The sequence below is a fragment of the Marinobacter sp. AL4B genome (assembly GCF_019916045.1).
In the GTDB taxonomy this organism is placed as follows: domain Bacteria; phylum Pseudomonadota; class Gammaproteobacteria; order Pseudomonadales; family Oleiphilaceae; genus Marinobacter.
On the sequence record NZ_JAILWZ010000013.1, the window covers coordinates 229,319 to 248,130 of the forward strand.

Annotated in this window: 16 protein-coding genes and 1 tRNA gene; 6 read left to right on the forward strand and 11 right to left on the reverse strand. The window is 53.3% G+C overall.

Going from position 1 to position 18,812, the window contains the following annotated elements; genetic code table 11:
• Positions 1-18: 18 nt before the first annotated feature.
• Complete coding sequence (locus tag K5L82_RS11390) at positions 19-801, forward strand: divergent polysaccharide deacetylase family protein (RefSeq protein ID WP_228259114.1); 783 nt, start codon at positions 19-21, stop codon at positions 799-801.
• Here the strand turns inward: K5L82_RS11390 and hisF are convergent.
• The 5 genes from hisF to K5L82_RS11415 all read right to left on the reverse strand — a co-directional run bounded on the left by hisF (position 798) and on the right by K5L82_RS11415 (position 4,172).
• Positions 798-1,571, reverse strand: a complete 774-nt coding sequence (gene hisF / locus K5L82_RS11395) for an imidazole glycerol phosphate synthase subunit HisF (RefSeq protein ID WP_133004563.1) — start codon at positions 1,569-1,571, stop codon at positions 798-800. The genes K5L82_RS11390 and hisF overlap by 4 nt on opposite strands.
• Positions 1,572-1,580: 9 nt before the next feature.
• Positions 1,581-2,318: a 1-(5-phosphoribosyl)-5-[(5-phosphoribosylamino)methylideneamino]imidazole-4-carboxamide isomerase gene (hisA, locus tag K5L82_RS11400; protein ID WP_133004562.1), complete on the reverse strand. Its 738-nt coding sequence runs from the start codon at positions 2,316-2,318 to the stop codon at positions 1,581-1,583.
• Between the two features lie 20 nt (positions 2,319-2,338).
• Positions 2,339-2,980 carry an imidazole glycerol phosphate synthase subunit HisH gene (hisH, locus tag K5L82_RS11405; RefSeq protein WP_223134235.1) on the reverse strand — a complete coding sequence of 214 codons (642 nt, stop codon included), beginning with the start codon at positions 2,978-2,980 and terminating at the stop codon, positions 2,339-2,341.
• A 29-nt stretch (positions 2,981-3,009) separates the two neighbouring features.
• Positions 3,010-3,603: an imidazoleglycerol-phosphate dehydratase HisB gene (hisB, locus tag K5L82_RS11410; protein ID WP_133007488.1), complete on the reverse strand. Its 594-nt coding sequence runs from the start codon at positions 3,601-3,603 to the stop codon at positions 3,010-3,012.
• Between the two features lie 107 nt (positions 3,604-3,710).
• Complete coding sequence (locus K5L82_RS11415) at positions 3,711-4,172, reverse strand: SRPBCC family protein (RefSeq protein ID WP_133007487.1); 462 nt, start codon at positions 4,170-4,172, stop codon at positions 3,711-3,713.
• Between the two features lie 194 nt (positions 4,173-4,366).
• Between K5L82_RS11415 and K5L82_RS11420 the strand changes: the two genes are divergently transcribed.
• The 4 genes from K5L82_RS11420 to K5L82_RS11435 all read left to right on the forward strand — a co-directional run bounded on the left by K5L82_RS11420 (position 4,367) and on the right by K5L82_RS11435 (position 8,199).
• A complete protein-coding gene (locus K5L82_RS11420; protein ID WP_223134236.1) occupies positions 4,367-6,619 on the forward strand; it encodes an AsmA family protein in 2,253 nt (750 codons plus the stop codon).
• Entirely contained in the window at positions 6,619-7,683 is a 1,065-nt protein-coding gene (gene mutY, locus K5L82_RS11425; protein ID WP_223134237.1) for an A/G-specific adenine glycosylase, read from the forward strand. Before K5L82_RS11420 ends, mutY begins: the two co-directional genes overlap by 1 nt.
• A 49-nt stretch (positions 7,684-7,732) precedes the next feature.
• Positions 7,733-8,005, forward strand: a complete 273-nt coding sequence (locus K5L82_RS11430) for an oxidative damage protection protein (protein WP_133007484.1) — start codon at positions 7,733-7,735, stop codon at positions 8,003-8,005.
• Positions 8,006-8,123: 118 nt separating this feature from the next.
• A tRNA-Phe gene (locus tag K5L82_RS11435) sits at positions 8,124-8,199 on the forward strand.
• A gap of 114 nt (positions 8,200-8,313) precedes the next feature.
• Here K5L82_RS11435 and K5L82_RS11440 read toward each other — a convergent pair.
• The 4 genes from K5L82_RS11440 to K5L82_RS11455 form a co-directional block, all read right to left on the reverse strand.
• Positions 8,314-9,219 carry a LysR substrate-binding domain-containing protein gene (locus tag K5L82_RS11440; RefSeq protein WP_223134238.1) on the reverse strand — a complete coding sequence of 302 codons (906 nt, stop codon included), beginning with the start codon at positions 9,217-9,219 and terminating at the stop codon, positions 8,314-8,316.
• Between the two features lie 140 nt (positions 9,220-9,359).
• Positions 9,360-10,856 carry a CoA-acylating methylmalonate-semialdehyde dehydrogenase gene (locus K5L82_RS11445; protein ID WP_223134239.1) on the reverse strand — a complete coding sequence of 499 codons (1,497 nt, stop codon included), beginning with the start codon at positions 10,854-10,856 and terminating at the stop codon, positions 9,360-9,362.
• Between the two features lie 76 nt (positions 10,857-10,932).
• Positions 10,933-12,090 (reverse strand): iron-containing alcohol dehydrogenase, encoded by a 1,158-nt coding sequence (locus tag K5L82_RS11450; RefSeq protein ID WP_223134240.1) that lies wholly within the window; start codon positions 12,088-12,090, stop codon positions 10,933-10,935.
• A gap of 71 nt (positions 12,091-12,161) precedes the next feature.
• On the reverse strand, positions 12,162-13,790 hold the full coding sequence (locus tag K5L82_RS11455) for a BCCT family transporter (protein ID WP_223134241.1): 1,629 nt from the start codon (positions 13,788-13,790) through the stop codon (positions 12,162-12,164).
• Between the two features lie 341 nt (positions 13,791-14,131).
• Here K5L82_RS11455 and K5L82_RS11460 point away from each other — a divergent pair, with 341 nt between their 5' ends.
• Positions 14,132-16,645 (forward strand): CoA transferase, encoded by a 2,514-nt coding sequence (locus tag K5L82_RS11460; RefSeq protein WP_223134242.1) that lies wholly within the window; start codon positions 14,132-14,134, stop codon positions 16,643-16,645.
• Between the two features lie 65 nt (positions 16,646-16,710).
• Here the strand turns inward: K5L82_RS11460 and K5L82_RS11465 are convergent, their stop codons facing one another.
• Both K5L82_RS11465 and K5L82_RS11470 read right to left on the reverse strand, forming a co-directional pair.
• Complete coding sequence (locus K5L82_RS11465; protein ID WP_223134243.1) at positions 16,711-17,256, reverse strand: PEP-CTERM sorting domain-containing protein; 546 nt, start codon at positions 17,254-17,256, stop codon at positions 16,711-16,713.
• Between the two features lie 318 nt (positions 17,257-17,574).
• Positions 17,575-18,807 carry an aromatic amino acid transporter gene (locus tag K5L82_RS11470; RefSeq protein ID WP_223134244.1) on the reverse strand — a complete coding sequence of 411 codons (1,233 nt, stop codon included), beginning with the start codon at positions 18,805-18,807 and terminating at the stop codon, positions 17,575-17,577.
• Positions 18,808-18,812: the final 5 nt, after the last annotated feature.

Sequence of the window (18,812 nt, forward strand, 5' to 3'; positions counted from 1 at the left end):
TTATGGCTTGCGGCAGCACTGGTTTTCGGCTCGAGTGCTGCCCACAGCGCGGCACCCGGAGAAGCCATGCCTCCGACCATCGCCATCATCATTGATGACGTCGGCCACAACCTGCATGAAGGTCAGCGATTGGTGCAACTGGACCAGCCGCTGACCTTGGCGTTCCTACCTTATCGTCGCCACACCGTACGCCTTGCTAAAGAGGCTTATACGAACGACAAGGAGGTTATGCTGCATGCTCCTATGGCGAATACCCGCAATTTCGACCTGGGTCCGGGCGGGCTGACACCCGACATGGATGAAGCCGCCGTAACCACCACACTCCGGCGCGCACTTCAGTCCATTCCTCACGTAACGGGCGTAAACAACCACATGGGCAGTTTACTAACCCAACAGATGCAGCCGATGGACTGGGTGATGAAAGAGCTGAGTCGTTACCCGGTGTACTTTGTGGATAGCCGCACCATCGCCAGTTCCGTCGCCGGAAGCATGGCCAGTTCCTATCAAATTCCTAGCTTGACCCGTGACGTGTTCCTGGACCACGAACAAACCGAAGAGTTTGTTGACCAGCAGTTTCAGCGGTTAATCGAAACCGCCAAAAAGAAAGGCACCGCTATCGGCATTGGCCATCCGCACACAGTAACGGTGGACTACTTAGAAAAGCATTTGCCAGAACTGGATGAGCAAGGCATTGCCATTGCAACCGTCCGAGGGGTTTGGGCAATTCGCAATGACAATCAAGAGATGTTTGCCGAAGGCGAAAAACAGGCCATTCGACCTGCTTACGCCAAGGGCAATTAATCGCGGACTTCGATGCCCTGAGCCTTCATAAAGGCTTTGGCTTCGGGAATGGTGTGCTGAGCGAAGTGAAAGATAGAGGCCGCCAATACAGCATCGGCACCACCTTGGGTAACACCATCGGCCAAGTGCTGAAGCTCACCCACTCCGCCGGAGGCAATCACCGGCACGGATACCGCATTGCTGATCGCACGAGTTAAGCCAAGGTCGAAACCAATCTTGGTGCCGTCACGATCCATGCTGGTCAGCAGCAGCTCACCTGCCCCCATTTCGACCATCTTTACCGCCCATTCAACGGCATCCAAACCGGTCGGTTTACGGCCACCGTGGGTGAAGATTTCCCAGCGAGGCTCCTCACCTTCGGCACTGACCTGCTTGGCATCAATGGCCACCACAATGCACTGGCGGCCAAATCGATCTGCAGCTTCGCGCACGAACTCCGGATTGAACACCGCAGCGGTGTTGATCGAAACCTTGTCAGCACCGGCGTTTAGCAGGTTCCGAATGTCGTCTACAGTGCGCACACCGCCGCCAACGGTGAGCGGGATAAACACTTCGGCCGCCATCCGCTCTACGGTCTCGTAGGTGGTGTCGCGGCTTTCGTGACTGGCCGTAATATCCAGAAACGTAATTTCGTCTGCACCCTGCTCGTTGTAGCGCCGAGCCACTTCCACCGGATCGCCGGCATCACGGATATCCACAAAATTCACGCCTTTAACCACGCGGCCTTTGTCGACATCGAGGCAGGGAATGATGCGTTTTGCCAATGCCATGGTGCTTCCTCAGTTGTTCAAGCTGTCACAGTAGGCTTGGGCCTCTGCAACATCCAGCGTACCTTCGTATATGGCACGACCAGTGATTGCGCCCAAGATACCCTTGTCGGCCACAGTGGCCAGACGCTTGAGGTCGTCCATGTTGGTGACACCGCCGGATGCAATCACCGGAATACCGCCCTGCTCCGCCAAAGCTGCGGTAGCTTCAACATTCACACCCTGCATCATGCCGTCGCGGGCAATGTCGGTGTATACGATGGAGTCTACGCCGTCGTTAGCGAAGCGTTTAGCCAGATCAACCGCCATCACTTCGGAAACCTCGGCCCAACCATCCGTTGCAACGCGGCCGTCTTTGGCATCCAAGCCCACAATGATGTGGCCGGGGAAACGCTTGCACATATCGGTAACAAATTCGGGTTCTTTAACCGCTTTCGTACCGATGATCACCCACTGCACGCCAGCCTTCAGGTAGGCTTCGATGGTTTCGGCAGAACGGATGCCGCCACCAATCTGGATGGGCAGGTCCGGGTATTTTTTGGCGATGGCTTTAACGATTTCGCCGTTTATAGGCTCACCAGCAAAGGCGCCGTTAAGGTCGACCAAATGCAAGCGACGAGCGCCGGCTTCAACCCACTTGGTGGCCATATCTACCGGATCGTCTCCGAACACGGTGGAGTCGTCCATGCGGCCCTGGCGCAGTCTTACGCATTTGCCGTCTTTCAGATCGATTGCGGGGATAATCAGCATGTCTTGTTCCCTGCCCGCGTTCAGCGGTTTCCAGTCCAGTTTGTGAAGTTTTCCAGTAACTGCAGGCCTGCCCGTGCGCTTTTCTCCGGGTGGAACTGCACTGCAAAAATATTGTCTTTCGCCACGGCAGCAGCCAGATCGACACCGTAATGAGTGCGGCCCGCCATGTGGACGTTGCCGCTGGCTTCGGCGTAATAGCTGTGTACGAAGTAAAAGCGGTCACCGTCCGGAATGTTGTGCCAAAGGGGGTGATCCATCGCTTGGTGGACCCGGTTCCAACCCATATGAGGCACTTTCAGGCGCTCACCGTTTTCGGTCAGATTGTCACCAAAGTAACGCACTTCCGAGGGAAACAGGTCGATGCCTTCAACACCGCCGTTCTCTTCACTTCGGGCCATCAGCGCCTGCATACCAACGCAAATACCTAGAAAAGGGCGGTCCTGAGAGACTTCTTTCACCAGCTTATCTACTTCCAGGCGGCGAATTTCAGCCATGCAGTCACGGATGGCACCAACGCCGGGCAAAATCACCCGGTCGGCTTCACGTATCCGGGCAGCGTTATCGGTAACCAATACGGTGCAATCCGGGGCAACATGTTCCACGGCTTTGCGCGCGGAGTGCAAGTTGCCCATGCCGTAGTCAATGATGGCGACGGTCTTCATGGTGGTTCAGATTCCTGTTGGCAACCGGTTTACAGAGCGCCTTTGGTAGACGGCATGATACCGGCCATGCGCTCGTCCATCTCAACGGTCATGCGCAGAGCACGGCCGAAGGCTTTGTACACGGTTTCAATCTGGTGATGGGTATTCTTACCCTTCAGATTGTCGATATGGACGGTTGTCATCGAGTGGTTCACGAACCCGCGGAAGAACTCTTCAAACAAATCCACGTCGAAGCCACCAACCACCGCACGGGTGTAGGGTATGTTCATGCACAGGCCAGGACGGCCGGAAAGATCGATCACTACCCGGGACAAAGCTTCATCCAGCGGCACGTAAGCGTGACCGTATCGGCGAATCCCCTTCTTATCACCAACAGCCTGTTTGAAGGCCTGCCCCAAGGTGATACCAATGTCTTCCACCGTGTGGTGGTCATCAATGTAGGTATCGCCTTTGCAGGTGATATCCAGGTCGATCAAACCATGGCGGGCGATCTGATCCATCATGTGGTCAAGAAAGGGCACGCCCGTATCAAAACAAGCTTTGCCGGTACCGTCGAGATTGATCTCAACTGTGATCTGGGTTTCAAGGGTATTTCGCTCTACCCGAGCCTTGCGTTCAGCCATGGAGACTCCGTTGTAAAAACTGGCTTGCTACCGAAATTTAATATCTACGGATTATACCGATTTACACAGCAGGAGTCCCGCAATGGGCAGGATCGCTTAGATTAGGCTCAGAACGCGTTTTTCAGGTTGTTCATATAGGTGTCAACCATGCTATTAAACTCGTGTTTGATGACAGGACTAATAGCCAGCTTAAGCAGGCTTGGCAGGGGCAAAGTCAGGGCGGCGCTGGTTTGAAAGCGCAGGCCGGTGGTGTTCGCGTCTTTGGCGACAATAACCCAGGAACCGCTCACGACACCGTTACCTTCGCCCTTAACCGGCTCCCAAGTAATTTTGCCGGCTTCTTTGTCTGCATAGTACTTGCAGGCGTATACAGATTGGATGGCATGCTTATCAACACCCACCTTTTCCATTTCCCAACGATAGGTGTTGTCGCCCAAGTCGACCAGCTTCTCTACTTTGGGGAAATGACTGACGGATTTGGGTACATCTGCCAGCAAATCGAATACTTCGTCATAGCTTGCCTGAATTTCCAGTTCACGGTTCAGTTCAATTGAAACAGTGATAGCCACATCCGACTCCTTTTTATGGTTATTTACGTCACAGAGCGTTTTTCCCTGCACGTTTGCGATGCATTTTGAACCAAGACTACCGCTTTGTCATATCCCTGCACTGTTATTTTGCTAACCCTGCGTTATCCTTTGGGTACTTCATTCGTCATACATCAGGCAACTCCCTTCGCCCGGGAAGAAAAGGAAATTTTGCAATGAAAGTCATCCGCTACGCGCTATATGCCATCATCGGCCTTGTCGTACTAGCTGTCGCAGCCGTTGCTATCGCTGTCGCAGTTATTAATCCAAATGACTACAAGCCCCAAATCGAAGCTGTGGTCGAGAAGCAAACCAATCTGGACCTTATTCTTGAAGGCGATATTGGTTGGTCCTTCATACCCCTCGGTCTGGAACTGAATAAAGTAGAAGCAACGCTGGAAGGTGAGCAGTTTGTGGCTTTGGAGCAACTGATTGCCCAGATCGATTTTTGGTCACTGATTGCCATGTCACCGCAAGTGAACACTTTCGTACTTAACGGCTTGGATGCGCACTTTGAAGTGAACAAACAAGGCGAAGGCAACTGGGCTCGGATCATGGCAGAGAAACCCGCCAACGCCGAAGAGCCTGTAGAAGCGGACGCTACAGAAACACCTGCGGCCTCCGAACAAACTGCAGAGACAAGCGAAGGTGGCGAAGCCCTTAATTTCAACGTAGAGAACGTTGAAATCAGCAACGCCCGGGTTCACTACAACGATCTGAGCACCGGGCAATCGGTTGTACTGGAAGACTTCTCGGTGATGGCCAGCAACATCACATTAGGTTCCGAGTTCCCGCTAGACATTCAATTCAAGGTAGCAACGGCACAACCGAAACTAGCGGTAGACGGCAGCATCAGTGCCAAACTGAAAGCTAACCAAGCGCTCAACGAATTCACCATGTCTAGCCTGAAAGCCGTATTCGACATGAACGGCGAACCGTTTGGCGGCAAGTCTGTCACGGCGGAATTGAGCGGCTCTCTGGCTGCCAATCTTGAAGATGAAACTGCGTCACTGAGCGATTTCACCGCCAGCCTGGCCAACCTAAAGCTAAATACCAACCTCACCGTAAAAGGCTTTGGCGACAAGCCCGCACTGAATGGCAGCTTGGCCATCTCCGAGCTTTCTTTGAAAGAACTCCTGAGCAATCTTGGCCAGCCAGCCATTGAAACCACCGATCCGGATGTACTGAAAGCCATCACGTTTTCCACCAATCTTGGCGGCAAGCCCGGTACAGTGGCGTTAAGCGAACTGAAGATCACGTTGGACGACACCAATTTCAATGGTAACGGCAGCTATACCCTGAGCAACGGAGGCCTGGTATTCAATCTACAAGGTGACAAGCTAAACGCAGACCGCTATTTGCCGCCAGCAGCTGAAGAAAGCGCATCCACCGAAGAGGAAGGTGAAACCGACGCCCCAGCACCAGAAACCGCCTCAGCCAACCAGCCGGAAACCGATCTTCTGCCGCTGGAAACACTGCGTTCGTTATTGCTGGACATCAACTTTGATTTGGGCGAGTTGATCGTCAGCAACCTCACCATCAACGAAATCAAAGCCAGCACCACCGCTAAAGACGGCCTGCTGAAGGTCGACGAATTCAGCGGCAAACTGTATTACGGCACCTTCGGCGCCAACGTCACGATTGATGCTCGTACCAACAACCCCAAGTGGAATATCAGCTCTGACGTCAGCAATGTGCAAACCTTGCCGTTGCTCACCCAACTTGCTGAAGTCGATATGCTGTCTGGTGGCGCAAATCTGGAGCTGGCCGTGGACACCACCGGCAACCGCATTTCAAAACTGCGCGAAAACGCGAAGGGCGAAATCAACTTCAATCTGGCGGAGGGTGAATTCCGCAAGATGAACCTGACCCGCATGGCCTGCCAAGGCATCGCACTGGTTAATCAGGATCAGCTGTCTACTTCAGACTGGGGAGCAACCACGCCGTTCAACGACATGCACGGCACCTTGAAAATCGACGGCAACACCCTGAACAACACAGACCTCGTGGCGGAACTGGCCGGCATGCGCCTGGAAGGCGATGGCACCGTTAATCTCGAGCAAAGCGAGCTCGATTACGAAGTCGGACTGCGCATTGTGGGTGACATCCACCGCGATCAGGCTTGCCGCACCACCGAGTACGTTAAAAACGTGGTCATACCGGTTGAATGCCGCGGCAATTTCGCCGACGACCCAGCAGGCCTGTGCTCCTTTGATGGGTCCCGTTTCCGTGACACCCTGAAAGACATCGCCGCCAACGCTGCACGCGCGAAAGCGAAAGAAGAAATCGACCGCGCCAAGGAGAAGGCAAAAGAAAAGGTGGACGAAGCCAAGCAGAAAGCAAAGGACAAAGTTGACGAAAAACTGAAGGAAAAGTTAGGAGAAGAAGGCGGCAAAGTAAAAGATGCGCTCAAAGGCCTATTCAACTAATGCCAGACCTTTTCGCCGACCAACTGCTTAATTGGTACGACAACCACGGCAGGCACAACCTGCCGTGGCACCACAACCGCAACGCTTACCGTGTCTGGGTGTCTGAAATTATGCTTCAGCAAACCCAGGTCGCTACCGTTATCCCCTACTTTGAAGCCTTCATGGCAAGCTTCCCGGACGTTCAGGCACTTGCCTCTGCGCCTGAAGATGCCGTGCTCAGCCACTGGTCTGGCCTTGGCTACTACGCCCGCGCCCGGAACCTGCACAAAGCAGCCAAGCAAATCGTCGAGGCTTATGACGGTGAATTTCCGCAAGATCAGGAAACACTGGAGTCGCTCACGGGCATTGGCCGCTCAACGGCAGCCGCCATTCTGGCCCAAGCCTTTGGCAAGCGCGCCGCGATTCTGGACGGCAACGTAAAACGGGTGCTGGCCCGCTACCACGCTGTACCCGGCTGGCCGGGGCAAAGCGCTGTACTCAAGCAGCTGTGGGAGCACGCTGAAACCCACACACCAGACCAACGTGTGCGCGATTACACTCAGGGCATAATGGATCTGGGCGCCATGGTCTGCACCCGCAGCAAACCGACATGCGATAGCTGCCCGCTCAGCATCGGGTGTGCTGCCTATGCGGAAAACCAAACCCACTTATACCCCGGTTCCAAGCCGAAAAAGCAAAAGCCGGAAAAAACGACTTGGATGCTGATCTTTGAAGATAGCGATGGCCGAATCTTGCTGGAACGCCGCCCGCCCAGCGGCATCTGGGGCGGACTCTGGAGCCTTCCCGAGCTGGACCCGGCATACGGCATGGAAGAGCTGCAAGAGGCCTGCGAGAAAGAGCTGGGGCTTGTGTGCCGCGACCCTGAGTTGATCAGCGGCTTTCGCCACACCTTCAGCCATTACCACTTGCACATTCAGCCGGCCCGCTTGCCAGTATCCGCCAGCACCAAGGTTTCAGATTCGGAAAGCCAGCGTTGGCTTCACCGCGACGAAGCACTCGCACTAGGCCTGCCAGCCCCTATTCGCAGCTTGCTGACGGAGCCGGAGCAAAGCACCCTGCTCTGATCCGATCTGTTATCATGCTCGCTGCAACACATTCGACACAGGAGTCATCATGAGCCGCACTGTATTCTGCCGAAAGTACCAGAAAGAAATGGAAGGCTTGGCTATGCCTCCAATGCCGGGCCCGAAGGGACAGGATATCTTTGAAAACGTATCCAAAGCCGCCTGGGACGAATGGCAGAATCAGCAGACCATGCTGATCAACGAAAAACACCTGAATCTGATGGACGTGAACAACCGCAAGTACCTGCAAGCCCAGATGGACCATTTCTTCAATAACGAGCCATTCGACAAGGCTGAAGGGTACGTTCCACCAGAAAAGTAACAAATCTGGTCAAGGCCTGATCAACAGCGGAAATTTTAAGAAATTTTTAACTGCCGGCCTTGACTCCCAAACCCTAAACCGGTTTAATAGCGCCCCGTTGGAGCACATAGCTCAACACGCCCGGATAGCTCAGTCGGTAGAGCAGAGGATTGAAAATCCTCGTGTCGGTGGTTCGATTCCGCCTCCGGGCACCACTAATTTCTCGATCTAGCCCGCTTATTAGCGGGCTTTTTCGTGTCTGACTGATGCAAAATCGGCCCTAATCTCTCGCCGCCTGAGCTGCCGCTCAACAAACCTTAGCTTCAGCACTAGCGCGCTTTAGCAGCCTCTTCCAAAAGCCAGCTTCGAAATATTTCAGCATGAGGATGAAGGTACTTATTAGCGGGCCGAACCAGATAAAATGCTTCCGCCGTCGGTACTTTTTGTTCAAAGGGGGCGACTAACGTTCCCGCATTCATCGCCTCTTCCACCAAGCAGGTTCGCCCCAAAGCAATACCATCGCCGTGCTCAGCCACTTTCATTGCTGTAATTAACGTATCAAATTGAATTTCCCCGGCAAACTGGACATTCGACAAACCAGATTCATCAAGCCAGTGTCCCCAACCTTCCTCATAACCAATAACGTGAAGCAATGTTTGCTTGCTCAGGCTTTCAAAAGCGCCTAGCTCACCTGAATTGATATCACCCAGCGTACTGGCCACTTGTGGGCTGCAAACTGGAAACAACTCGTCCCAACTCAGCCGGTCAGCATCGAAGCCCGGCCAATCACCTTTTCCGTAGCGGACTTCCATATCGGAATCGTGCGTGCTGTTGTCCAGCCAGATATTACTGGTGAAGCGCACGCCAACGTCGGGATGCATCTCTCGAAAGCGAGCAAACCGAGGGGCAATCCAAGCAGTGAAAAACACAAGATTTGTTCTAACTGTCAGCAGGCGGGTTTTGCCCTGACCAAAGATCTCATTTGTTGCGGTGGCAAGTCGCCTGATGCACTCGTGCACTACAGGTAAGTACGCTTTACCTGCGTCCGTCAATTCCAACCCTCGAGGTAATCGTCGAAACAATTCGGTGCCTAGCTGAGACTCTAACCCCTTCACATGCTGGCTGATCGCAGCCTGAGTCAAGTTCAGCTCTAGCGCTGCCTGAGTCAGGTTCAGGTGACGTGCTGCAGCTTCAAAAGTCCGCAACCAGTTTAGCGGCGGGAGTCTCTTTTTCATGGAGCAAACTCTTTTTATAGTTAGGAGTCCTATTTTGTTTCATCCCTCACGGTAATGCTAGGCACGAAAAAGGCGGCGGCTCCTAAAACAAGCACACCGCCGCAACCAACTTGCTAATTTTAATAGTTCGCCCTGAACACTTACTTCATAGTTGGCATCGAGAACTCGGCACCTTCCCGCACTCCGGCGGAAGGCCAGCGTTGGGTTATGGCCTTACGACGCGTATAGAAGCGCACGCCATCCGGGCCATAGGCATGCAAGTCACCAAACAGGGACCGCTTCCAGCCTCCAAAACTGTGATACGCCACCGGCACCGGCAAAGGCACGTTAACACCAACCATGCCCACCATGATGTTGTCGGTGAAGTAGCGAGCAGCTTCGCCATCACGGGTGAATATACAGGTGCCGTTGCCGTACTCATGAGCGTTGATCAGGTCCATGGCTTCTTGCATCGTATTCACTCGCATGACCTGCAACACCGGCCCAAAGATTTCTTCCTGGTAGCTGGTCATCTCAGGGGTAACCTGATCAATCAACGTACCACCAACGAAGAAACCATTTTCGTGGCCAGCCACAACCTGGTTACGGCCATCCACAACAATGCGCGCGCCCTGCTGCTCCGCGCTATTGATATAACCCACGACCTTATCGCGGTGCTGGCCTGTAATCACCGGGCCAAAATCATTACTGGCTTCACTGTAGGCCCCCACTTTCAGGGTTTTCATGGCCTCGGCCATCTTGGCAACCAACGCATCACCAGCCGCATCACCCACGGCAACCGCAACCGACAACGCCATGCAGCGTTCGCCAGAAGAGCCAAACGCAGCCCCTAACAATTGGTTCACCGCATTGTCCATATCAGCATCGGGCATAACGATGGCGTGATTTTTCGCGCCGCCCAATGCCTGACAACGCTTACCATGGGCACTGGCGGTACTGTAGATGTATTCCGCGATTGGTGTTGAACCGACAAAACTGACTGCCTGGATACGAGCATCTGTGAGCAAGGTATCTACCGCTTCCTTATCGCCGTTGACCACGTTCATCACGCCGTCGGGCAGACCAGCTTCCTGCAATAACTGGGCAATAAACAATGTTGAGCTAGGATCTCGCTCCGATGGCTTCAAAATGAAACAGTTTCCGCAAACAATCGCCATGGGGTACATCCACAACGGCACCATGGCCGGGAAATTGAACGGCGTTATACCCGCAACAACGCCCAGCGGCTGAAACTCACTCCAGGTATCAATGCCGGGGCCAACCTTCGGGCTATGTTCACCTTTAAGAAACTCAGGAGCGCCACAGGCGTATTCCACGTTCTCAATGCCACGCTGCAGCTCTCCCAGCGCATCGTGCTGGATTTTGCCGTGCTCTTCCCCGATAAGCCGCGCAATGTGATCCGCGTTTTGCTCCAGCAACTCCTTGAAACGGAACATGATACGAGCACGCTTGATCGCCGGGGTATCGCGCCATGCAGGGTAGGCAGCTTCTGCTGCAGCAATAGCCTGCTCTACAGTGGCCTTAGAGGCCAAGGCGACCTGCCGCGTCGCCTCGCCGGTCGAAGGGTTAAAAACCAGCTGGGTGCGGCTTTCGTCGGCAACCATCTGCCCGCCAATCAAATGACCTATAGTATTCATTTTATCTCCTCAAAGAGTATTCTCGCAGCCAGTGCGAGGTTTGTTGTTGTACAAAAAGTGAACCGACCACCGTTCGTTACCAAAGTTTTTTGTATAGCTCGATAATTTCTTCGGCATTGGGGACCCGAGGATTGTTTCCAGGGGACCCGGATTGCAGTGCCTGCTCGGCCATCGTTGGCAACAGGTGGAAAAACTCGCCGCGATCGATGCCGAACATTTCCGGGGTTGGCACCTCTAACTCATCATTCAAGGCATACAGCTCCGCCATCAGCTTACTGTTCGCGACGTCAGTGCTGTCTTGTTCCGACGCAACCCCCATGGCGCGAGCACAGTCCGCATAACGCTCGGCGGCAGCGGGAATCGAGTACTCGGTGACCGCTGGAAGCAACATGGCATTAGACAGCCCGTGAGGCACATGGAAAGCGGCGCCAATAGGTCGGCTCATCCCATGCACTAGAGCAACAGATGCATTGGAAAACGCAATTCCAGCCAAAGTAGACCCCAGCATGACTTGCTCGCGAGCTTTTTTGTCAGAACCATCATGGAACACCCGCCGGAGGTTCGGGCCGATGAGCCGCATTGCCGCGATAGCTTGAGCGTCGGTGTATAGGCTCGCCTTACGACTGACGTATGCTTCCATTGCGTGCGTTAACGCATCAATGCCGGTATCGGCAGTCGTTCGCTTGGGCAAACTGAGGGTTAAATTAAAGTCGACCAGCGCCGCCACAGGCATAAAGCCCACGCCCATACACAACATCTTTTCATCGTTAGACTCGTCTGTGATGATCGTCACGCGGGTCACTTCTGAACCGGTACCTGCGGTGGTGGGAATAGCGATGATCGGCAAACCCAGCTCGTTGACAATGCGCGGGAATTTATAATCTCGCATCGTGCCGCCAAATTTGCCTAGAATACTGATGGCCTTTGCACTATCGATCGGGCTGCCACCACCAAGGGCGATGATACTGTCGTAATCACCGTCGCGAACTTTGGCAACGCCTGCTTGTATTGAGCTGACCGTGGGTTCCGGCACCGTGTCATCGAACACATCAGCTGATAAATCACTAGCGGCCAGACACCCCTGAATGGTCTCGGTATAGCCCAGTTGGACCATCATTTTATCAGTGATAATTAATGGGCGGCTGCAGCCCAGGCTAGCCAAAACCTCCGGCAGTTGCTGCGAGGCCCCTTCACCGGTTTGCAGGATGCGAGGGAGAATGACTTGAGTAACCATAATTGCTCCATCTGTTTCTGAATTAGGGGCCCCACTAACGGAAACGAGGCCCTTATTGTTTTTGTTAAGCCTCAGAGAGAGCCCGAGACAGTTGCCACGCCCGGCTTTTTGCCAGGTGACGTAGCGGGACCTACCATTTGCGCGGCGTTAAACAACTTCCCCGGAATAGCCTCCTCACGCAATGACTTCAGCAGCCCGTATATCGCCATGATCAAAATGATTGAGAACGGCAAAGCGGCAACCACCGTGGCTGTTTGCAACGCCCCCAAACCGCCAGCCACCAACAAAACTGCAGCAACCGAACCAATCCCGGCGCTCCAGAAAACTCGATAACGGGCCAACGGGTTCGTATCCCCCATCGAGATCAACGTACACACAACCAGGGTGGCCGAATCCGCAGAAGTCACAAAGTAAGTCACCAACATGATGGTGCAGATACTGGCCATCAGCGTCACGACCAAATCGCTGCTGCCCATCAACTCGATAGTCTTGAACAGCGCCATGGTGGTATCCGCATTAACGGCCTCAACAACCCCGCCGTTGCCAAATAACTCAATAAACATGGCAGTATTGCCAAAGATGGTGATCCAGATAACCGCCAACAAAGTCGGAGCGATTAGCACACCAAGAATAAACTCACGAACAGTACGGCCTTTAGAGATACGTGCTATGAAAATACCGACGAAAGGGGCCCAAGAGATCCACCAACCCCAGTAGAAAATAGTCCACCACCCCTGCCACTGACTTTCTGGATCCGGGTCTACCCAAAAGCCCAACTCCACGGCATGAACAACGTAGTCGCCAAAGTTAGTCACCAGCGATCCCAGCAAGTAGGCGGTAGGGCCAAACACCAAAAACAACCCGAGAATAACCATCGTCAAACGCATATTGAGCTCACTCAACAGGCGTATGCCACGGTTCAGCCCGGTAACGACCGAAATTGTTGCAATGATTGAAATGACCGCGATCAAAAGGATGGTATTGGTCGTTGAAACCTCAACGCCCAACAAATAATTCATTCCGGTATTCATTTGCTGAGCGCCCATCCCCAGAGAGGTCGCAATACCGAAAACTGTTCCAAACACCGCCAGCAAATCAGCAATGTGTCCAATCGGCCCGTAGATCCGATCTCCAAAGATCGGGTAAAGGCTCGAGCGTATGGAGAGAGGCAAACCTTTGCGGTAGCTGAAGTAGGAAAGGATCAGGCCACTCAAGGCAAACACTGCCCAACCGTGCAATCCCCAATGAAATATCGACACGCGCATGGCTACTTGCGCCGCCTCTGCCGTTAACTCCTGACTCTCTGCGATGAAAGGATTGCCTTGAAAATACGAAATAGGCTCGGCAATGCTCCAAAACAGGATGCCAATGCCGATACCGGCTCCAAACAACATGGAAAACCAGGAAAAGTTACTAAACTCTGGCCGATCAGAATCTTGACCCAACCGTACATTGCCGTATCGGGTAAACACTATGCCAACGACCATAAACAAAATAATGCTGACTAAGCCTATGTAATACCACGCTAACTCTTTAGCGATAAAATTCTTGGCGGCGCTGTACAGCTCATTGGCATACACCGGGTCCGCAACAGTAAACAGAACAAAAATAAGCACGACTAGACCTGCGCCGACTGACATGACTGGATTTGTGCCAGTCAGCCACCCAGTCGAGCTTATTAACTCTTTTTTGTTATTCATTTTGTTACCTCTTTTGGCGTTCTCTAATTGTTATTGCCCACTTTGATCAGCAAGCTCTTGAGATGACCTATCGCCCTGGATCTGGCGTGAAGCATTTTCGTCAGATATCGCTGACGATTGAAACCAAAAAAAACCGCCCCTAAGACCTAATTATTTTTATATCTAGCACTCTCAACCCTCAAAGCACACGGCCCCACCTATAAATAAAATATGACCTCAGGGGTCTTTTTTATTGCTGGTTCAGTCGCTCTTTGTTCGCCCATTATTGCTAGCACCGAAACCTAGTCGGTTTCATGTCAGCACAACACAAGCAGTTACATAGCGAATAAGGATGCAATCCAATGACAAAAAAGCTCCCCCTACCATTAGAAGGCGTACGCGTTGTTGATTTTGGCCAGCAGATCGCAGGCCCCGCTGTAGCCATGGTGCTGGCAGATTTTGGCGCCACTGTAGTGCACATCGACCCGCCAGAAGGCCCCCAGTGGGATCACCCAGCAAATGCGGTGCTTAACCGGAACAAGAACTGTCTGAGCTTGGACCTGAAAACTGAGTCCGGACTAACAAACGCACAAGCCCTGATCGAACAGGCTGATATCGTTATCGAAAGTTTCCGGCCGGGCGTCATGAAAGAGCTGGGGGTGGACTTCACACAGCTTCGTGCTGAACGCCCCGAATTGATCACTCTGTCAGTGCCAGGCTTTGCGAGCAACGATGCACTACGCCGTGAATGGAAAGCGACAGAAGCTGTCGTTGCAGCAACCTGCGGTGCGTTTACCGACATGGGCTTTAACCGGGTACTGATGGGCATTAACCCAAGCTTCTCGCCCTTGCCACTGGGTTCGGCCTATGCGGTATCACTGGCCTCAAGTTCCGCCGTACTCGCGCTACTCGAGCGCGAAAAAACAGGCCGTGGGGACCACATCGAAGTGCCTGTCGCCGCTGCCTTGATGGAAGGTTTGTCCTATAACTCGTACGTTATCGAAGGCTTGCCTGACCGCTACAAAACCATGCGTGAAGATGAGATCGAGTATCGCAAAGCCAATAACATCGAGTTTGATCTGAGCTATGAAGACCTCCAGGAATACCTGGATCCTTTTTACCGTACATACGAGTGTGCAGATGGCCGCATGTTCTACTGCGTGTGTCCATCTCACCGAAACCACGCAAAACGTGCATTGAAGCTTCTCGGTATTTATGACGAGCTCAAAGCCGAAGGGTTGCCCGAAGTAAAAGACCTGCATGCCCCCGTTTCCGAGTGGGATGGCGAAACCTCTATTGGCGTTTACCCGCTGCCTAAGAAATGGGCTGACATCATTTCAGAAAAAATGAAGAAGGCATTCCTGAGCAAAACCTCGACAGAATGGGGCGTGTTGTTTGGTGAAGGCCAGATTCCCGGAGCGCCGCACCGCACCACTCAAGAGTGGGTAAACGACGAACACACCAACGCTGCGGGCCTTATTGTTGAGGTAAACGACCCCGAATATGGTTTGATGAAGCAGCCAGGGCCAATTGCCTGGCTGGAGGAAATGGCGGCAGACATGCTGCAGCCCCGTCCCCGCAAGCAGGTTTCCTTTGATGAGGCACTGGCAGAACTATCCGCTGTTGCAGCAAGTGAAACCGTGACTCGTCCCACCGGACAATCCATTCAGCCCGCTAGCGGCAAAGGCTGGCTCGACGGCCTACGGGTTCTGGACCTGACCAACGTTATTGCCGGCCCTCACTCTGCGGCGTTCCTTAGCCGGTTCGGTGCAGAAGTCATCAAGCTGGACACAGTCACACCGATGTACGATCCCTTGATTGGCGTTTTGTTCACATTCCAGACCAATGTAAACAAGCAAAGTGCTTTGATTGACATCACGACCACAGAAGGCCGCGAAGCGTTTAACCGTCTGGTGCGCTCCGTTGACATGGTCGTCATCAACGCTCCCGAGCGACAGATGAAACCTTTGGGGCTAGACAATGAAAGCCTCCAAGCCATCAACCCAGGCGTACTGTTCTGTCGCCTTGACTGCCTGGGCGGCCCCTTGCGTGGCCCAAAGACCGACTACATCGGTTACGACGACATCATTCAAGCAAACAGCGGCATCATGAGTCGCTTCGGCGGCCCAGCCACGCCAGAAGAGCACGCGCACCTAGGCACTCTGGACGTAAACTGTGGCTTTGCGGCAGGCTTGGGAATGGCAATATCGCTCTACCATAAAGCAAAAACCGGCCAGCCCACGCGTTCGCGCACGTCGCTGTCGGCGGTGACCAACATCGCTCAAATCTCCTTTGCTTTCGACTATGAGGGGCGCGCACCGTTCAATGAGCCATCAGGTCGAGAGGCTTTGGGCCACCATGAACTATCACACTTCTATAAAACCAGCGAGGGCTGGCTGTATTTGGATTCGAACCACTCTGAACTGGATAAACTCGAAGGGGTCGAAGGACTGCAAGGCATAAGTTCAGCCGCCAACATCCGCGATTTTCTGACCGATGCGCTAAGCCAGGCCCCCGCCAGCTACTGGGCAGAAGTACTTCAGGAAGCCGACATTGCTGCAGCCCAACCGAATGCCATTGAAGATCTTCGAGCACAATACAGCCGTGAGGCCGATGGCACTCCGGGTACTGGCTCCGGTAGCTTTTCGTTCTCAACTTACCCGAACCACCCTAGCGGTCACTGCATCACGCAAATTGACCACTACTCGGTGCGCCCCGCTGAAGCGTCTACTCGAGCAATTAAACCGGCAGAGCAATATGGCCATTCCACGCGCAACGTTCTTGCGAGCGTTGGCTACAGAGAAGAGGAAATCGAGTCGATGATTGAACGCGGAATTGCGGGACTGAGCTGGAGCATGGAATATCTTCCCAGCTAAAACTATCTAGGAAGACCTCCTAAAAAAACACCAGCCTCCCTATGAGGCTGGTGTTTCCAGATACATTACTTATGAGCTCTTCGCCTAGCCATACCAAGCCCTAACAACCCTAGGCCGATCAAAGCCAGCGTGCTTGGCTCCGGCACTTTAGTGGTCGGCTGCCCATTGTAATAGATTGAAGCATGGGACAAGCCCTTGCCTGATGCCCATCTTCCTGAAAGAGGATCAGCAACAGTCAAGTCGAGTAGAAACGCCCCGAACCCATTCCCTGCCTTAAGCGTAATCACGATATTGCTTAGACCAGCGAGCGTATCGATCGCCCAATTTCCGGACTTGTCACCGTTCATCGGTGCAGTTAAAAACTCAATCAAGCCATCGCCATCGGGACCATCGTTCTTGTCCGAGAGAACCCATCCGGTCATTCCAAAAAGCGAAAAGTTCGTATCAATTTCGTTGGTGTCATTACCACTAAAACACGCACTGTTCGTTGCATCAGACAAGGAATAGTTAGTCGCAGAACTACACGACATCTGCGCAGCCTGTGCTGAACTACCTGCCATCAAAAGCAATGCTAGAGAACTTGCTGCCATTAGTCGAATTGTAGCTGTCATTACCGTTCCCCCTTTATGAATCTAATAAAGATTCCTCTATTAAAATCTGAGGCAACAATTGCTCCACAGCAGGTAATATCAATTTAATACAAGTGCTTAAAAAATCAGCTCATTGGCTCGCTGATCAAAAGTGTAAAGTTTACTGACAGGTTAGAGACGAGGCGCGAAGCTCTTTAAATAGGCTCACCCAACTCAATCTCCCCCAGTAGTTACTGGAACAAACAGAGAGGTAGAGAGAACCTCTTTATCAGCATGTGCTCCTGAAAAATCCGGTGCCAGGCAACTGACGCACACTGGCAAAACCTGCGGAATATTCCGTTACTGTCCCATCAAAAAATCAGGCTCCGGTAACCACCCCACCAGTCCCATAACATGGAACACGATGGTCAGTGCACCAAAGGCTAGCACCAGCACGACCGCCAACTGACCACCCGGGGCCATGAAGCCAATGCGACCACCGTCGAGGGTTCTTGATTTTCGGGCCAGCAAGGCCGGAACGATACAAGCCCAGACCGCCGCAGCCGCGCCGGCATAACCGATGGCCAACACAAACCCGAACGGGAAAAACAAAGACAGCAACAGCGGCGGGATGAAGGTGATGACCCAGGTTTTGGTTCGGCCCTGTCGGTCATTGCTGAAGCCCAGCAGGTCGGCCATATAGTCAAACGTGCCCAGACCTACCCCGACAAATGAAGACAAAATGGCTGCCGTCGAGAAGGCACTGATGGTGGTGGCCACCCGTTCAGAATCAATGGCAAAGCCGAGAGCCGCCAGCAAGACATCCACATCGCCACCCTGAGCGACAACCGGACCAAAGCTCGCCCTCGGCAGGTTTCCGAAAATGCTAAGCAGCCACACCAGATAAAAGGTCAAGGCCACCAGGGTTCCACCTAAAATGGCTTTCTGTGCTTTACGCTCCTCCCCGTAATAGGCCCGCATGGAGGCCACCGAATGGTGGTAACCAAAGGAAGTCAGGGCGACTGGCAGCATGGCCATGGCATAGGGTGCGTAAAGGCCATCAGGGTTCGCGGCGTCAAACAGAACACCGAGATCGATTCGTACGGCCAAGCCCGACACCCCTAGCACAAAGCTCACCAGCATGAAGGTAACCAACACCACCGACAACCGATCCACCGCGCGGGTTGAATGCCAGACCACTAACGAAAAAAGCAGCACAAAGAGGACCGACGCCAGCTTGCTATCGACGCCGGTCATGCTTTGCAGGATCAAACCGGACGAGGTGATGTACGCATACAGCAAGATCCCGCCCACGAAATAAACGGTCAGATTACTGAAGGCGTTCACCCGGGAACCCAGCAAGGATTTGGTCACCGTATTAAACGAAGCTCGCAGATCGAAGTGTTTGAATGCTTCCAGCAGCATCCAGCCGGAGAGAGTCATCACTACCATAGTCAACACCAGAGCCAGACTGGACCAGACAGTCCAGGCTCCGGCACCGGAACTGGGCAAACCAAGCATGCCAGCACCCACGCACACACTGGCGATGATACTTGCGCCACCAATAAGGGACGGTAATGGTTGTGATTTCACTCGCT

Coding starts and splice junctions, on each gene's coding strand:
- hisF (WP_133004563.1), bottom strand. CDS start 1,571: ATGGCATTGGCAAAACGCATCATTCCCTGCCTCGATGTCGACAAAGGC.
- hisA (WP_133004562.1), bottom strand. CDS start 2,318: ATGCTGATTATCCCCGCAATCGATCTGAAAGACGGCAAATGCGTAAGA.
- hisH (WP_223134235.1), bottom strand. CDS start 2,980: ATGAAGACCGTCGCCATCATTGACTACGGCATGGGCAACTTGCACTCC.
- hisB (WP_133007488.1), bottom strand. CDS start 3,603: ATGGCTGAACGCAAGGCTCGGGTAGAGCGAAATACCCTTGAAACCCAG.
- K5L82_RS11420 (WP_223134236.1), top strand. CDS start 4,367: ATGAAAGTCATCCGCTACGCGCTATATGCCATCATCGGCCTTGTCGTA.
- mutY (WP_223134237.1), top strand. CDS start 6,619: ATGCCAGACCTTTTCGCCGACCAACTGCTTAATTGGTACGACAACCAC.
- K5L82_RS11430 (WP_133007484.1), top strand. CDS start 7,733: ATGAGCCGCACTGTATTCTGCCGAAAGTACCAGAAAGAAATGGAAGGC.
- K5L82_RS11440 (WP_223134238.1), bottom strand. CDS start 9,219: ATGAAAAAGAGACTCCCGCCGCTAAACTGGTTGCGGACTTTTGAAGCT.
- K5L82_RS11445 (WP_223134239.1), bottom strand. CDS start 10,856: ATGAATACTATAGGTCATTTGATTGGCGGGCAGATGGTTGCCGACGAA.
- K5L82_RS11450 (WP_223134240.1), bottom strand. CDS start 12,090: ATGGTTACTCAAGTCATTCTCCCTCGCATCCTGCAAACCGGTGAAGGG.
- K5L82_RS11455 (WP_223134241.1), bottom strand. CDS start 13,790: ATGAATAACAAAAAAGAGTTAATAAGCTCGACTGGGTGGCTGACTGGC.
- K5L82_RS11460 (WP_223134242.1), top strand. CDS start 14,132: ATGACAAAAAAGCTCCCCCTACCATTAGAAGGCGTACGCGTTGTTGAT.
- K5L82_RS11465 (WP_223134243.1), bottom strand. CDS start 17,256: ATGACAGCTACAATTCGACTAATGGCAGCAAGTTCTCTAGCATTGCTT.